We start from the raw sequence: 16440 nt of genomic DNA on the forward strand, positions 1-16440 counted from the left end.
ACGATCAAATAGGATTTTTAACTGAAAACCGTGCAAGTTAACGGCTTTTCGGGTCTAGTTTATTTGTGTAGTGGAATCACGCACGATAAGCTCTGGGATATATTTTTTGACTATGTCGCGATCATCCCCGTTGCGTATTTGTGCAATTAATAAATTGGCAGCATCTTCGGCTATTTTATCGTTTGGTTGGTTTGCCGTTGTTAATTTAGGCCAGGTTTGACGTGAGAATGGGCTATTTTCAAACCCCGTTATTGATAACTGCTCTGGTATATCAATATTTAATAGTCTTGCAGCAAAAAGTGCACCGGCTGCAATTTCATCATTACATGACACAATAGCAGTGGGTTTATCTGTCAGGGCTATTAATGTTTTAGCGCCTTCTACTCCTGATTCGAATGAATATTCACCCGCAACAATAAGGCGTTTATCTATATTGATGTTGTGTTGTTGTAGTGCGTCTTTATAGCCTTCAAGGCGCTCTTTTGTTGAGTTATGCTCTGCGCCACCGGCCAAAAAACCGATACGTTTATGGCCATTTGTAATTAGGTGTTCTGTAATTGTTTTAGAGGCAAGTTTGTCGTCTATCATAATGCAGGGGGTGAGATTGTCTGGTGCGGTATTGCCAGACAAAACACGCACTATTTTTACATCAAGCTGTGCGAGCTTTTCTACAAATAGAGGCATTTCAGAAAAAGGCGGCGTTAACATCACGCCTGCAATCCGCGTATGTTTAACCATACTCGTGATCTCGTCAATAATTCGTTCTTCTTTTGCGTTACATGGATGGATCAGTAATTCGAATCCGTGCTTTTTACACGCGTTTAATATCCCATTTTGCATATCGATTATGTAATAAGCATTTGGATTATCATATATATAGGCAATGCTGTAAGACTTTGTACCCGCTAAGCTTCTGGCTGCTAAGTTAGGATGATAGTTTAACTCATTAACAGAGACCATTACTTTTTCTCGGGTGTGATCGCGAACTGACGTTTCGTTATTAATTACACGCGAGACGGTTTTTATTGATACGCCGGCATGTTTTGCTACGTCATTAATAGTGGTTTTCATAAAGTTAAGTTACCTGTTCAAACTAGGTTTGTAGAGTATTGATTTTATTTCGTTTCATCAATACTTTATTGAAGGTAAATAGCCAGTGTCCGTTTTTTATACCAATTGCATTAAATTAGTGATCTATTATAGCGATAAGAAAATAGCGCAATAACAAGGCTAAAATTATGATACATAGTTGTTCTATATAAATAATTTTTAACGTCGTTAGTGAGTTCTTTAATACGCTACAATGATCATGTTTTTAATAAAATTGGTATTAATTAGGGGTCAGCAATAAATGTCAACAACAACGAATTGACCTCATTAGGTTATGCATTTCGCGTTGAGAATAAATTGCTCGTGGTCTGAGTAAGTATCGATTTCAATCTCTACACTCGTTTATTTCTGAAATATACATAAACTTAAAAAAGTATAAAAGTTATTCTAATACAGAGGATTAGCTTTTCCATTTTGTTTTTTATGTAAACGAGTTGTGTTTTTTTTGTTCGTTGGTGTAGCAAAAAAAATAAAAAGGGGGTAAAGTTCTACCACCCATGACAGCGTTGTCACCTAAAAGACAGCGTTGTCATTAACAAATTAACCAGCCACACACTGGTTAATTAGCTTTATAACTATTTTAATAATTACGGTAAAGGGAAAAGCAATGTCAAAATCAATCTTTAAAAAGGGGATGCTAGCAAGCTCGATAGCCTTAATCCTCACAAGTGGCACTTCAGCAATGGCAGCAGAGCAAGTTTCTTCGGTAGCTGAAAGTGATATAGAGGTTATTGAGGTTAAAGGGATCCGCAGTTCCCTTAAAGAGAACATTAATGCTAAGCGTTTTTCGTCTAATGTTTCTGACGTCATCACTTCTGAAGATATTGGCAAGTTTCCTGATAAAAATGTAGCTGAAACGCTTTCACGTATTACAGGCGTTGCCGTAAGCCGTGAGTTTGGTGAAGGCGAAAAAGTAAGTATTCGTGGCGCTGGACCTAAATACAACCGTACTTTATTAAATGGACAAACGGTAGGCACCGCAGATTGGTTTATTCTCGATGAAGCCAACCGCAGCTTTAACTACACCATGTTGCCTTCGGTTATTGTTAAAAGCTTAGAGGTGAATAAATCACCGGTGGCAAGTATTGATGAAGGCTCAATTGGTGGAACGATCGTACTGCGAACGCGTCGCCCATTGGAAATGGATGCTAATTCTGTAAGTTTATCGCTTGAAGGGCAATACTCAGAAACCTCTGAAGAAACAGACCCTCAACTGGCGGGTATGTACTCATGGAAAAATGAGGATGAGAGTTTTGGTGTTATGGTCTCGGCGGTAAAACAAGAACGTAATTTAGAGCGTCAAGGTTTTGAAGTTCTGGGTTGGGTTGAAAGTGCCGATGATAAGTACAGCGTCCCTCGCAACATTGGTGCACCTAAATTTGTACAAAGCCGCGAGCGTGAAACTATTTTTGCGACGTTGCAATATGCACCTACCGATAGCTTGTTAATGACACTTAACTACCTTGATTCAAAAATGGATGTTGATAATCAAAATTCAAATTTAATTAACTTCGCTTTTGGTGACCGTGCAGAGATTATTGCTAACGCAACAAAAATTGAAAACGGGGCTATTTTAGCATCAAGTGCAGGTGGTAATTATGCCTATAACTTTATTAACCGTGTTTCAAGTACGCAAACAGATCAGCTGCATTTAGACGTAGATTATCAAGGTGATGGGTACAGCCTAAATGTTGAATTAGGTAGAACAGAAGCTAAGGGCGGCACGTATCGAGAAACGTCATGGGAATATGTCGCTGTAGGCGCAGGCTATGAGTATGACTTAACGGGTACACCGAATGTTAATGTGGGCGTTAATCCAGCTGATGGAAATAACTTTGCGGCGGGTTGGATTTGGGGTGGTGCTAAACCGACGACGGATGAAGAAACATTTGCACAAGCCGATTTAACATTTGATGTTGAGTTTGGCCCATTCACAGCAATTAAAACAGGCGTAAAATATCGCCAAGCAGAGCGTACTCAAGGTCGTCATGCTTATAGCTGGCATGCTCCTTTTGCGGACGGTGGCCCTGATTCAGATCATTATTTAGATCATATTTTTGATAGCTGTCCAACACTTGCTGCGTGTGGTTTAGACGCTAACGGTGCAATTTCAATCGATGCGGGTGTAACGGGTAATATTACTCAACAGGTTTCACATAATCGCGGATTAATGGAAGATATTGCTTTTAATGGCTTAAATGGTGTGTCAGCTGCGTATGCAATTCATGATAATTTAGCCGAAATTTGGGAAGTAAAAGAAGATATTTTAGCGCTGTATGTGCAAGGTGATTTTTCGGGTGACGGTTACAGAGGTAATGTGGGTTTGCGCCATGTGAGCACAGATCAAACATCGTATGGGTACGAGTTCTCAGGTGATTCATGGGGTTTAAATACAATTAATGGTGATTGGTTAACACCTAAAGTATTGAACTGGGTGAGCCAAGATAACGATTATTCAGAGTTTTTACCTAGCTTTAATATCGCCTTTGATTTAACGGATGAGCAAGTGTTTCGTGTCGGCGCTGCGCGCGTAATGGCTCGTCAAAATTGGGCCGATATTTCATCTTCAGAAACATTTGGATCGTTAACGGGCGGCCGAGGAACGGGGAGCAGAGGTAATCCAAATCTTGCTCCAACGATTGCAAACCAATTCGATCTTTCGTGGGAATGGTACTACGACGATGCTTCAATGTTGTCAGTGGCTTATTTTGCTAAAGATTTAAGCTCTTTGCGTTCAACGGTAACCGTGACTGAAGACCGCTACGATCAAGAAAACGATGTATTTGTTCCTGTTGATTTTGCTCAGCCTGGTAATGGTCTCGGTGGTTCAATCCAAGGTATTGAACTTGGCTTACAACATGACTTTGGTGGTTTTGGGGTTTCGGCAAACTATACCTACACAGATGCGAGTGCGGATGAAGAACGCGATATTAGCAAAGCAGGCACTGGTTTAGTTGAAGGCACCTCAAAAAACATGCTTAACCTTATGGCGTTTTATGAAAACGACGATTATCAAGCACGCATTATGTATAACTTCCGCAGTGATTGGTATAAAGGTCTGCACTTTAATGGTGATGAGCTATTTAATGACAGTTTTGGTCAGTGGGACGCCAGCGCATCTTATAACGTCAACCAGTACGTTACTTTAACCTTAGAAGCGGTTAATTTAACTGACGAAGAGATTGTTGAATACAATACTAACGAAGAGCGAATTATGTCGATTTATTCAAATGGACGTCGATATGTTGCGGGTATAAGAGTTAATTTTTAAGTTAGTAAAGTAGTATAACTAAAAGCCGAGTTTAACTCGGCTTTTAGTTACTTAACCTGAACTCAGGATAATAAATCTATCTTGAACAGCTATTTTCAGCGCTAACTGCGTTGAATTTACTGGCAATAGGCCAGTTATTGACGCGTAAATTCGCCTTGTTTTCACTGAAAATCTCTTAACCAGAGTTCAGGTTACTTAAATTAATTCATTTGTGATTGTGGGTATTAAATTATGCGTGCTCTAAAACATGTAGCTATATGGCATAACGTAACGCCAACACTGTTTCGTAATGAAATTGCTCCACTAGCCGAGCCTGCTATTTTAAAGGGCTTAGTGAATGATTGGCCTATTGTTAAAAAAGCGAAAAAAGACGAAAAGATAACCCCAGCTCAATTGCCCGCATGGTTAGAGTATTTGAGTAGTTTATACGTAGGAGGTGATGTCAGGATGGCTGAAATTAAGCCCTGCGCAAACCCCCACTTTTCGTATAATGAAGCATTAAATGGGTTTAACTTTAATCGAAAAATAGCCAGTTATGCGCATTTTTTGCAGTTATTGTGCACAAACGCGCAAAGCATTGAGCAAAATAATCAAGCCGGTGCAGTGGCAATTCAAAGTGCTCCCGTTGCTGATTACTTTAATGAATTTGTACCTCAGCATAGTATGGCGCTGTTTTCTGATAATCCGCAACCACGATTTTGGCTAGGAAATCAATCGACCGTAGTCGCTCATTATGATGACGCTGAGAATATTGCCTGTGTAGTGGCGGGTAAACGTAAAGTTACCTTATTTCCTCCACATCAAATTGCTAACTTATATATTGGCTCGCTGGAACATACCCCCGCAGGGGCACCTGTTTCAATGGTAAATTTAGATGAACCCGATTTTATTAAGTTTCCTAAATTTAAAGAGGCATTAAATGATGCGCTAATTGCTGAGTTAGAGCCTGGGGATGCGTTATTTATTCCTACGCTTTGGTGGCATCATGTTGAAGCGTTAAGTGGCATTAATATGCTGGTAAATTATTGGTCAGGTGGATCAATTACTCATACCGATGAGCCTGTGCCAATGGATGCCATGTTGCTGGCAATATTGACGATTCGCGATTTACCCAAAGCACAAAAAAAAGCATGGCAAGCCTTTTTTAATTATCAAGTATTTGATTACGACCCAGTACAAAACCAACATATTCCCGATCAATTTAAAGGGATTTTAAATTCCTTAACAGATCAACAAAGAGTGCAAGTTAAGCAATGGCTTATCAAGCAGTTGAGCTAATTAAGTACAGTGAGATAACGTATGTCGATGAAATTATTATTAGTTGTTTGTTGCATGGCACTCAGTGTGAGTGCCTGTCAGAGTAATACCGAAAGTAGACAGCAAAAACAAAGCACTAAATTGAGCCCTGCAACTAACGCAGCCATTGATGCCATTGCGCAAAGCTTAGAAATTAAATACCAACAGGTGGACAACCGGCCCTCGGCACAATGTGACCAGCAAGTGGAAGGAGGCAACTGTTATAAAGCTAATTTACGTTTGAGTACCCATAAAGCAATTAATTCTACGCAGTGGAAAATTTACTTTAGTCATATTACGCCCATTCAGAGTATTGAAAGCGAAGAGTTTACAATTAATCACGTCAATGGTGACTTACATGTTATAGAGCCAACCGACAAATTTACGGGCTTTAAAACAAATGAAACAAAGGTCATTACTTTTTATGCCGATTTTTGGTCGTTGTCAGAAACAGATGCAATGCCTAACTACATCGTGGTTAACAATAACGACTATGCAAAAGTTGTTAATAGCACCAAAGCCATTATTGATGAAGATACGGGGCTAGAGTTATTACCTTTTGTTATGCCGTATACTGATGCAGAGCCTCAGTTCAAACGCACTAAAAATGATAAAACACAAAGGTTAACCGCTGAGCGTTTATATGAGCGAAATAAAAAATATGATTTTTCGTCTTATCTCACACAAAACCAGCAATCAACCAGTGTTATTGCACAGCAAATTATTCCTACGCCTAGCTATTCTAAGTTTAGTAGTACGCGCACACTTAATATTAGTGAAGGGCTACACTTTAACTTCAATAATGTTAATAAAAACAAAGTGACAGCAGCTATTAATCGTCTTGAAAAACTAGGCATAAAACGTACAAAGAGCGCATTGGCGATTGATGTTAATCTGCATTTAGTCGCCAATAGTACTGATCCGCAAGGAAGTTATCAGTTAGCGATTAAAGCCGATGCGATAGATATTAATGCGGTTGATGAGTCGGGAATTTTTTATGCCATTCAGAGCCTTGCGAGTTTATATAAAGTAGCAAGTGATACCTTGCCTGTTGGGGACGTTAAAGATTTACCTCATTACCAATTTAGAGGGATTTTAGTTGATGTAGCGCGTAACTTTCGCGATAAAAACTTTATTTTAAAGTTACTCGATCAAATGGGAGCCTACAAACTCAATAAACTCCATTTGCATTTAGGTGACGACGAAGGCTGGCGCTTAGCGATCCCTTCATTGCCTGAATTAACACAAGTGGGATCAAAGCGCTGTTTTGATAAAACAGAGCAACAATGTTTACTGCCACAACTAGGGGCGGGTGTCGATGCGTCGAGTGAAGCGAATGGTTTTTATTCTGTGGCTGACTATCAAGAAATCCTCAAAGCGGCGAGTGCGCGCCATATTCAAGTTATTCCTTCATTAGATATGCCAGGGCATTCTCGCGCAGCAATTAAATCGATGACGGCTCGTTATAATAAATACCTAAAGCAAGGCGACACGCTAAAAGCGGAGCAATTTTTATTACATGATCCGTCTGACACTACGCAATATTCGTCTGTGCAATATTACAACGACAACACTATTAATGTGTGTTTAGAGTCTTCTTATGCATTTATTAATGAAGTAATGCAGCAAGTTAAAGCAATTCATAGTGAGGCTAAACACCCTTTAACCCGTTACCATATTGGTGCCGATGAAACCGCAGGGGCTTGGGTTTCATCGCCAGCGTGTGCCCAGTATATAAAAAATAATGATTCTGGCATTACTAAGCTAAGTCAGTTGGGAAGTCACTTTATTGAGCGCATAGCAAATATGCTTGAGAGTATGGATATTGAAACTGCGGCGTGGAGCGATGGTTTATCTCATACTAATTTACACAATATGCCAGCGGTAGTGCAAGCAAATAGTTGGGGCTTATTAATGTGGAATGGTCACCAGCTAGCCCATCAGTTTGTGAACCAAGATTGGCAAGTGGTATTATCAAACCCTGATGTTTTATACTTTGACTTTCCTTATGAAGCAGACCCTAAAGAGCCCGGTTATTATTGGGGTTCGCGCCATATAAATACTGAAAAAGTATTTCAATTTATGCCTGATAACCTGCCTGTGCATGCAGAGTTTTGGCTTGATAGAGAAGATAATCCTTACGTAGCAGACGATACACTTAAGCTAGATGAAGCTGGAAATATTAAATCAGCGCCATTAATTGCGAATAAGCACGTTTTAGGTATTCAAGGGCAACTATGGAGTGAGAATACTCGCACCAATAATATGGCTGAATATAAATTGTTTCCGCGTTTACTGTCACTCGCAGAGCGCGCTTGGCATAAAGCAAGTTGGTCAGTGCCTTATGACTATAATGGTTTTGTTTATAGCCAAAACAGTGACCGCTTTACAAAGCAGTTAGCACAGCTACGCGATTTTAAATGGCAAACGTTTTCGGCTACCTTGGGGCTAAAAGAATTTGCTAAGTTAGAGGCTGAAAATATTCATTTTCGTATTCCAAATGTAGGAGCGCAAATAGTAAAGGGCACGCTTTTTGCCAATCTTGCCTATCCAGGCTTTTTGATTGAATACAAAACAGTCGATGGTCAATGGAGTGACTATAAGCAGCCTATAAAAGTGGACGCTGATATATGGGTGCGTGCTAAAACTATCTCGGGTAATCGCTTTGGTAGAGCATTAAAGGTTGCGCACCCTTAGGGTGTGTTGATCTTTCGAGGTTGAATTTATACCAATCTGCTTATATATGAGGTCTATTTAACGTTAAAAAAATTACGCTAGGGCGTGTTGACCTTTCGTGATTGATTTTGCAGCAGGCTGTTTGATATTTAAGCAAGGCAGAGTCTATGGTGTGTGGTTATTTCCCATAAATAGGCGATAACGCAGCATGAATGCCAAACATCCGCAGCCCTTTGAGCTCGTCTAGAGACGATTAACTCTTTGTTGCTCGATTTTTACTTATTCTTACAGGGATGTAAGCCATTAGAGTAACGCAGGAGCAGTTACCGAGCCCATTCGGTTACAAACCTCGCGCCGCGATTAAATCGCCCTTAGATTGAACAAATTTCAATCCACAAAGGTCAACACGCCCTCGGGTGAAAATACATTAATGGAAGTCATATAAAAAGTTATTTATATGTAAATAATTTAATGACAACGCTGTCATTTGTGCTAGTATAAGATTACTAAATTACGATAGAAATTGTTTTATTAGCCGCAGTTCAGGTTATTTAGAGTATTTACGCAGCATGGTCGAATAAGGTAAGAGGCAAACATGATCACAGACAATATTAATAAAAATAAACTCTTTATGGGGATCGATGGCGGCGGTACTAAATGTAGGGCAATTATTGTTAATGAATCGAATGACGTTCTAGGCGAGGGTATAGCAGGGCCTGGAAATCCTTTACATGGTTTTGCACAAGCAACAGCATCAATAGAGCAATCCGCGCGTTTAGCGCTACAAGATGCAGGTTTAGCTGATATTCCCTTATCAGAAATTACGGCAGGCATTGGTTTAGCGGGTGTAAATTTACCCAGTTTATTGACTCAAATGAATCAATGGCATTCTCCGTTTAAAAAAATGTACCTAACTACCGATTTACTTATTGCGTGTATGGGGGCTCATCAAGGCGAAGATGGCGCCGTTATAATTGCAGGCACTGGTTCATGTGGATTTTCATACGTAAATGGGCATGCTTTTATGCTTGGTGGGCATGGTTTCCCGCATGGCGATAAAGGGAGTGGCGCATGGGTAGGCTTTGTTGCTTGCCAGCATGCGCTTATGGAACTTGATAAGTTAGTGCCCAGTAGTCTTTTAACCACGCAAGTGTTGGCTCATTTAAAGGTAAGTAATGCAGTGCAATTGGTTGAATTAATAGCGAACAAACCAGCAGCTTATTTTGCACAATTAGCAGCATGTGTTTTTAAATCTGCACAGCAAAATGATGCCGCAGCAATCGATATTATTAAAGACGGTGCAAATTATATCAGCGATATAGCACGCGAATTATTAAAGCAAAACCCACCAAGAATTTCATTTATTGGCGGCTTATCTGAATCGATAACCACTTGGTTAGATAGCGATATAAAAAGTAAATTAGCAGCGCCTTTGTCAGCACCAGAAATGGGCGCGGTACTTTATGCTAAGCAGCAAATTAACAACACTAGGCAGGAATGATAATGTTTCAAACGTTGATGGAAAAAGAAGCGGCGCAAACTCCCCATGTAATTAAAAAACAGTTAATTGCAAACCAACCTTTAGTCGAAAAAATAGGCCAAAAGCTTCGCGATATAGCCCCAAAAATGGTCATGATTATTGGTCGAGGTTCATCTGATCATGCCGGTGTGTTTGGTAAATATTTAATTGAAATTGAAGCGGGTATTCCAGTGAGTTCAGCTGCGCCATCGGTGGCCAGCATTTATGGTAAATCAATAAAGTTGCAAGATGCCTTAGTGATTGTTATTTCACAATCAGGACGCAGCCCCGATATTATTGCCCAAGCAAAAATGGCTAAAAAATCAGGTGCTTATTGTATTGCTCTTGTTAACGATGAAGAGTCTCCATTACAAGATATCGTTGATGATTTTGTGCCGCTTAAAGCCGGCGACGAAATTTCTGTCGCGGCGACTAAAAGCTACTTAGCAACGCTCTCTGCTTTAGTACATATTGTCGCTAATTGGACGCAAAATCAGTCCTTAATTAATGCATTAAATGAGCTGCCACAAGCGCTTAACACAATGATTGATTCGCCCGCGCAACTAACTCCGCCTGCATTTGCCAAAGTAAGCAATATGGTGGTACTTGCGCGTGGGTTAGGATTTTCTATCTCCAAAGAAATGGCTTTAAAATTAAAAGAAGTATGTGCAATTCATGCAGAAGCATTCAGTAGTGCCGAATTTTTGCATGGTCCGGTGACACTCGTCGAACAAGGATTGGTTATTTTAAACTGTGCTGTTGATGACGAAACGACAACCTCACATCAGCAACAAATAGACGAAGTTGCGCAACGAGGGGCTGAGATCATTAATTTGAATCAAAATAACATTGTTATCCACCCTCGTTTAGCGCCATTTTTAATTTTACAGCGTTTTTATTTAGACGTAGCCAAGGTCGCACTAAGTAGAGGCTTTAATCCTGATGAGCCTAAGGGGCTTAAAAAAGTAACAAGGACGTTATAAATGTCAGCCGAACGCGTTCATATAGCACAATTTTTTGATGGGCAACAAATGCAGAGCAACAAAGTGTTCACCATCGAAAATGCAATCATTGTTGATATTGATGACAATGTGCAAAAGTACGATAAAAAGTTAAAGGGCCTTGTTGCGCCGGGCTTTATTGATTTACAAGTCAATGGCGGTGGTGGTGTATTGTTCAATCGTACAAGCACACTGTCAGGTATTAAAAAAATGCTGTTAGCGCATACGCAATACGGAACGACAGCAATGCTACCAACATTAATTACCGACACTGTGGAGGTAATGCAACAAGCCGCTGATGTAATAGCACACGCAATAGCAAAAGAAGTGCCTGGCATCATAGGTATTCATTTTGAAGGTCCACATTTATCAGTTGTAAAAAAAGGTGCGCATAGTGCTGAGTTTATTCGCCCAATTTCTGATCAAGAATGGCAAATATTATCGCGTCAAGATTTAGGCAAAGTTATTGTTACTGTCGCCCCTGAAAATGTATTACCCAGCGATATTAATAAAATGCGCGGACTGGGTATTCAGGTTTGTTTAGGCCATACCAACGCAACGTATAATCAAGCTCAACTGGCTGTTGAGGCCGGTGCCACAGGGTTTACGCATTTATACAATGCAATGTCGCCCTTGCAAGGCAGAGAACCCGGTGTAGTCGGTTGCGCATTACTTAATGATGAAACTTATTGCGGATTAATTGTAGACGGCCATCATGTTGACTTTGCATCTTGTCGGCTGGCATTAAAAGCGAAGCCACAAGGTAGAGTGTTTTTAGTAACGGATGCAATGCCGCCAGTGGGCACAAATCAACATGAATTCGCCTTTTTTGACCGAACAGTACATTTGCAAGACGGTAAATTAACGTCAACCACCGGAGAGCTCGCAGGCTCGGTTTTAGATATGGCAAGCGCGGTTAGAAATTGTGTTCAACATGTGCAAGTTTCGTTACCCGAAGCGCTCAAAATGGCTAGCTTGTATCCTGCAAAGTACATTGGTTTACCTGCTGGATGGGGGCAATTAGTAATAGGTAGTCCTGCAAATTTTGTAGAATTAAATAATCAACAACAGGTAATTAGCACTTGGATTGGCGGTGCTCAGCTTTTTTAAAAATATAATAAATATAATTAAAGGAAAATAACATGACAACAAATGTTATACACACATCTAAGCAAAGTAGCGTGGTTCCCATGGCTATTATTGCGGTCTTGTTTTTTATACTGGGGTTTGCGACATGGTTAAATGGCTCATTAATGCCGTACTTAAGCCAAATACTCAAGCTTACTCCGTTTCAAGGCTCGCTTATTTTATTCTCGTTTTACATAGCTGTTACTTTTACCGCTATTCCATCAGCAATGTTGATTAAAAAGGTCGGCTATAAGAATGGGATGGCGTTAGGCATGACGGTTATGATGGTTGCAGGATTGTTGTTTATTCCAGCGGCTAAATCACAAATATTTCCACTGTTTTTATTAGCTCAACTTGTTATGGGAACAGGCCAAACGCTATTGCAAACAGCAATTAACCCTTATGTTGTACGTTTAGGCCCTGAAGAGTCGGCAGCTGCTCGAATTAGTATTATGGGGATTTTAAATAAAGGGGCAGGTGTTATTGCACCTATGGTTTTTACCGCACTTATTTTAAATAATTTTACAGGCACAGTTGGGCAAGCGTTATCGCAAACCCAAATTGATTCGATGGCAAACAGCCTTATTTTACCTTATTTAGGCATGGCACTGTTTATTGGGGTGCTTGCCCTCGCTGTAAAAAAATCGCCTTTACCAGAGCTTGCTAAAGAAGAAGAAAACTCATCAAGTTCTTTGAGCGAAGTGAAAGAAACGTTATCGCACCCTAATTTAGCATTAGGCGTTATTGCTATTTTTGTTTATGTTGCTGTTGAGGTTATTGCGGGCGATACAATTGGCACTTTTGCGCTATCGTTAGGGATTGAAGGCTATAGCGTAATGACCTCGTATACGATGGTGTGTATGGTTGTGGGTTATATTTTAGGGATCACTTTGATCCCACGCTTTATTTCGCAGCAAAAAGCACTCAGTATTTCAGCCACGTTAGGGGTGATATTAACGCTGGCTATTTTATTTGTTGACACGCAATCAAGCATTATTGCTAATACCGTATTAGTTCCATTAGGTGGGGTACAATTACCGGATGTGTTATTGATGATTGCTTTTTTAGGCTTAGCGAATGCGATTGTATGGCCTGCTGTGTTTCCGCTTGCTCTATCAGGAATGGGTAAACTCACCAGTACAGGCTCAGCGTTGCTTGTAATGGGTATTGCGGGCGGTGCGTTTGGGCCTATGTTTTGGGGATTATTAAGCGGTTTAAGCTCGTTACAAATGGGGTACTCCGTTATGCTCCCGTGCTATTTATTTATTCTATTTTATGCCGTTAAAGGCCATAAAATGAAAAAAGCGATGGTTGAGTAACGCATTTAATAGTAAGGGCTTACTGATCAAACTAGTAAGCCCTTGCGCTTATAACCATATTAAATAACCAGAGTTCAGGTTAAATAGTGTGTGTTTTAAAAACGCCTAGCTGAAAATAAGCTAACTCAATCTTGTTACTTTCATTTTTACCTTACCTGCATTCGCACCATAAAAGCGGCTTAAGTCGTTTGCAAATGGACAAAACTCACCTGACTTAGTGATTTTAATATCTGCGCCATCTGCTATTTCGAATAGATGATCGTCGCTTTTATTTATAGCGCCTATTAACGAAAACCATTGTGCGTGAGGCAATCGTCTAAACGGTTCAAGCACTGCCATGGGGATTTCTTTTACACCAAGTTGCACATTATCGCGGCTCCAGCCTAATGGTGTGCACTTTATACCATCGTCAAACCAATATTGATTTGGGTAGGGTGCAAAGCGATACGTAGCACCTAGTTCAAGCATTAAGCCTGTAGCATTGTAGTGCTCACTGGCAAATACGGTTACATCTTGGCTTTGGTTAATGCTCAGCATACTCATGTTTTGATTAGCCAGCTCAATATGAGCGCTTAGCCCTATAAAACTCAACGTGCTGTTGTCGCTGTAACTAATTTTATATTGCCGCTTTTTTAATGACTCTGGTCGATAGCTTGTCAGTTTATTAATACGCTCAGCTACGCTGTGGTGCACGAGCGGTTTAAGGCTGCTGGTTTCGTTATCTAGTAATACGGCGCATTCCCTGTCTATTAATTTTAACAGCGGGTTAAACCAAAAGTAATTTTGTTGATGACTCAATGCAAGTGGATCGGGTATCACGGTAACATCATCTTGCGCCACTAAGTTACTATCAGGTAGTAATGTTTCATAATCTATACTATGACTGGTTAGCAAAGATATACTAAGCGGCTGCTCTATTAACCATTCTAAGGCGTAGCGTAGGCAAATATCAGCTAAACCATCGCGATAATAACCGCCGCCAATATCAGAATGCGCGCCAGCAAACCACAGCTCAGTAATATTACTTTGATGATTCATAAGTGTGGGTTCAAACGCACGTCTTTTTTCATCAAGGGCTACGCAGTGCAGAGCTTGAGTAACGTTTGTTGCTATGGTGTGGTTTTCAAAAATAACATGCTCTGCGCCATAAGCCGCTTTATTTATTTTTGATAAGCCAATAGAGGCCACGGTATCAAATACACATAAATAAACGTTTTCCTTTATTAAGCGTTCAAGGCATTTAGCAAATCGCCTAGCAAGCGCAGCACCTCGGCTAAAACCAGTTAAAAGTAGTGTGTCGCCACGTTGGTAATGAGTTTTAAAATCACTAAAAGCTTGATTTAAAATGCTAGCTACATCGTCACTTCGTGGCGCAAATGTTTGATTTAGTACCCGCTTTAAGTGGCTACCTTTGGTACCAATACCTTGGTAGTAAAAACTAAGTTGGTTTGAAAATGCAGTGGTAGTGGCGTTTTCTAACTTACCGCCAAGTAGTAAGTGCAATTTTAGGATATTAGAGATACTGGCGTCTTCTTTAAAGTGTTCTGAGCTAAATTGCTCTGCGTCACGAGGCTCATTACCTGTGCCGTCAAAGTTAAAAATTAGCGTTTTTCCCGCCATAGCCCCAATCCTTTATTTGTTTTAAATACTCTACACAAACCGTGTTAAAAATTAAAGACAGTGATAGCGCTCACTGTCTTTAATTTAAACCGCCTTTAATGTAATTTCATTTTTGGGCGCACAACACGTAGTACTTTTTCGCTTATCCATAATGCAAAGGTTTTTGCGCTGCCGTGTATGGCGCGTTGATGCATTCTATAAAGCGATATATACATAAAGCGGGCAATTTTACCTTCAATAAAAAAGGTATTACTGGTGAGGTTCCCCATTAAGTTACCCACAGTGCTGTAGCTCGATAAGTTAACCAGCGAGCCATGATCGCTGTATTTAAAGCCGCGTAGTGGTTGCTGCTTCAATGTGGCTATTAGGTTTTTTTCAACGCACTGCGCCATTTGATGCGCCGATTGTGCGCGTGGTGGTACTTGCTTGCCATCGGCTTGGGTAAATGCGCAGCAATCGCCTAATACAAAAATGCTCTTATCAACGGTGCTTTGTAAAAACTCGTTTACTTGAATTTGATTGCTACGAGTCAGCTCAAAAATACCTAAGTCTTTAATAAAATCAGGCGCTTTTACACCTGCCGCCCATACCATAATATCGGCATCAATGTGTTCATCATCTTTGGTGATAAACCCTTGTTCGGTGCCTTCTTTTACTTGAGTTTGCTCGCGCACATTTACGCCAAGTTTTAATAGTTCGCGTTTGGCGCTGGTAGCTATGCGCTCAGGTAATGCAGGCAAAATACGTGGGCCGGCTTCTATCAAATGAATATGTAAACGTTTAGAGGACATATTCGTTAAGCCATAAAGTTTTAATAGCTCCGACACATGGTAAAGCTCAGCAGAGAGCTCAACACCCGTAGCGCCGCCACCTACAATGGCGATATTAAGCGATTGCTGTTGGTTGTCGTCTTGATGAAGGCGGGTAAAGCTATCAAGTAGCGAATGCTGAAAGCGCTCTGCTTGTTGGCTTGAATCTAAAAAGTAGCAGTGCTCTTTTATACCTGGCGTATTAAAGTCATTACTTACGCTGCCAATGGCAATAACAAGGTGATCGTAGCGTACGGTGCGGCCAGGTAAAATGGTGTGGCCTAACTCGTCATTTAATGGGGAGAGGGTAATTGTTTTATTGCTTTGGTCTATATTGCAAAACGTTCCTAGTTGAAAACGATAATTATGTTTTGCGGCATGGGCTGAATACACAACGCCATCTAAATCGGGGTCAATAGAGCCTGTCGCTACTTCGTGCAGTAACGGCTTCCATATGTGGGTACGATTCTTGTCTATTAGCAGTATATCTGCGTGATTTTTTTTCCCTAGTTTATGCCCAAGTTGGGTTGCAAGCTCTAATCCGCCAGCACCACCGCCAATAACGACGATTTTAGGTATTGTAATACTCATAACGTTGCCCTTAAAAATAATATACCCAAATAATCTGTATTATTTTTAGTGTTTTAAGGTTATTTGGGTATCGCAAAAATTATTTTTGGCAAACGTACTA

General features: G+C 40.4%; 10 protein-coding genes. 7 read left to right on the forward strand and 3 right to left on the reverse strand.

What is annotated here, in order from left to right:
• Positions 1 to 54: 54 nt before the first annotated feature.
• Positions 55 to 1071, reverse strand: a complete 1017-nt coding sequence (locus tag ACJJVZ_RS00705) for a LacI family DNA-binding transcriptional regulator (RefSeq protein WP_138586552.1) — start codon at positions 1069 to 1071, stop codon at positions 55 to 57.
• A gap of 646 nt (positions 1072 to 1717) precedes the next feature.
• On the opposite strand from ACJJVZ_RS00705, the gene ACJJVZ_RS00710 reads away from it, so the two are divergent.
• The 7 genes from ACJJVZ_RS00710 (at position 1718) to nagP (ending at position 13320) form a co-directional block, all read left to right on the forward strand.
• Positions 1718 to 4381 carry a TonB-dependent receptor gene (locus tag ACJJVZ_RS00710; RefSeq protein WP_138586508.1) on the forward strand — a complete coding sequence of 888 codons (2664 nt, stop codon included), beginning with the start codon at positions 1718 to 1720 and terminating at the stop codon, positions 4379 to 4381.
• 231 nt (positions 4382 to 4612) lie between these two features.
• A complete protein-coding gene (locus tag ACJJVZ_RS00715; RefSeq protein WP_405597250.1) occupies positions 4613 to 5659 on the forward strand; it encodes a cupin-like domain-containing protein in 1047 nt (348 codons plus the stop codon).
• Positions 5660 to 5680: 21 nt separating this feature from the next.
• Entirely contained in the window at positions 5681 to 8374 is a 2694-nt protein-coding gene (locus ACJJVZ_RS00720; RefSeq protein WP_405597252.1) for a family 20 glycosylhydrolase, read from the forward strand.
• 574 nt (positions 8375 to 8948) lie between these two features.
• On the forward strand, positions 8949 to 9854 hold the full coding sequence (gene nagK, locus ACJJVZ_RS00725; RefSeq protein ID WP_405597254.1) for an N-acetylglucosamine kinase: 906 nt from the start codon (positions 8949 to 8951) through the stop codon (positions 9852 to 9854).
• A gap of 2 nt (positions 9855 to 9856) precedes the next feature.
• Positions 9857 to 10855 carry a glucosamine-6-phosphate deaminase NagB-II gene (gene nagB-II / locus ACJJVZ_RS00730; RefSeq protein WP_405597256.1) on the forward strand — a complete coding sequence of 333 codons (999 nt, stop codon included), beginning with the start codon at positions 9857 to 9859 and terminating at the stop codon, positions 10853 to 10855.
• On the forward strand, positions 10856 to 11983 hold the full coding sequence (gene nagA / locus ACJJVZ_RS00735; RefSeq protein ID WP_405597258.1) for an N-acetylglucosamine-6-phosphate deacetylase: 1128 nt from the start codon (positions 10856 to 10858) through the stop codon (positions 11981 to 11983).
• A 32-nt stretch (positions 11984 to 12015) separates the two neighbouring features.
• On the forward strand, positions 12016 to 13320 hold the full coding sequence (gene nagP, locus ACJJVZ_RS00740; RefSeq protein WP_193156837.1) for an N-acetylglucosamine MFS transporter NagP: 1305 nt from the start codon (positions 12016 to 12018) through the stop codon (positions 13318 to 13320).
• A 120-nt stretch (positions 13321 to 13440) separates the two neighbouring features.
• Here nagP and ACJJVZ_RS00745 read toward each other — a convergent pair whose 3' ends face one another.
• Together ACJJVZ_RS00745 and ACJJVZ_RS00750 are read right to left on the reverse strand one after the other, a co-directional pair.
• Positions 13441 to 14940 carry a DUF2235 domain-containing protein gene (locus ACJJVZ_RS00745; protein WP_193156838.1) on the reverse strand — a complete coding sequence of 500 codons (1500 nt, stop codon included), beginning with the start codon at positions 14938 to 14940 and terminating at the stop codon, positions 13441 to 13443.
• Positions 14941 to 15035: 95 nt separating this feature from the next.
• Positions 15036 to 16340, reverse strand: a complete 1305-nt coding sequence (locus ACJJVZ_RS00750) for an NAD(P)/FAD-dependent oxidoreductase (RefSeq protein WP_138586522.1) — start codon at positions 16338 to 16340, stop codon at positions 15036 to 15038.
• Positions 16341 to 16440 lie beyond the last annotated feature (100 nt).

Source organism: Pseudoalteromonas sp. Ld19, assembly GCF_045064135.1.
GTDB classification, from domain to species: Bacteria; Pseudomonadota; Gammaproteobacteria; order Enterobacterales; family Alteromonadaceae; genus Pseudoalteromonas; species Pseudoalteromonas aliena.

Coding starts and splice junctions, on each gene's coding strand:
- ACJJVZ_RS00705 (WP_138586552.1), bottom strand. CDS start 1,071: ATGAAAACCACTATTAATGACGTAGCAAAACATGCCGGCGTATCAATA.
- ACJJVZ_RS00710 (WP_138586508.1), top strand. CDS start 1,718: ATGTCAAAATCAATCTTTAAAAAGGGGATGCTAGCAAGCTCGATAGCC.
- ACJJVZ_RS00715 (WP_405597250.1), top strand. CDS start 4,613: ATGCGTGCTCTAAAACATGTAGCTATATGGCATAACGTAACGCCAACA.
- ACJJVZ_RS00720 (WP_405597252.1), top strand. CDS start 5,681: ATGTCGATGAAATTATTATTAGTTGTTTGTTGCATGGCACTCAGTGTG.
- nagK (WP_405597254.1), top strand. CDS start 8,949: ATGATCACAGACAATATTAATAAAAATAAACTCTTTATGGGGATCGAT.
- nagB-II (WP_405597256.1), top strand. CDS start 9,857: ATGTTTCAAACGTTGATGGAAAAAGAAGCGGCGCAAACTCCCCATGTA.
- nagA (WP_405597258.1), top strand. CDS start 10,856: ATGTCAGCCGAACGCGTTCATATAGCACAATTTTTTGATGGGCAACAA.
- nagP (WP_193156837.1), top strand. CDS start 12,016: ATGACAACAAATGTTATACACACATCTAAGCAAAGTAGCGTGGTTCCC.
- ACJJVZ_RS00745 (WP_193156838.1), bottom strand. CDS start 14,940: ATGGCGGGAAAAACGCTAATTTTTAACTTTGACGGCACAGGTAATGAG.
- ACJJVZ_RS00750 (WP_138586522.1), bottom strand. CDS start 16,340: ATGAGTATTACAATACCTAAAATCGTCGTTATTGGCGGTGGTGCTGGC.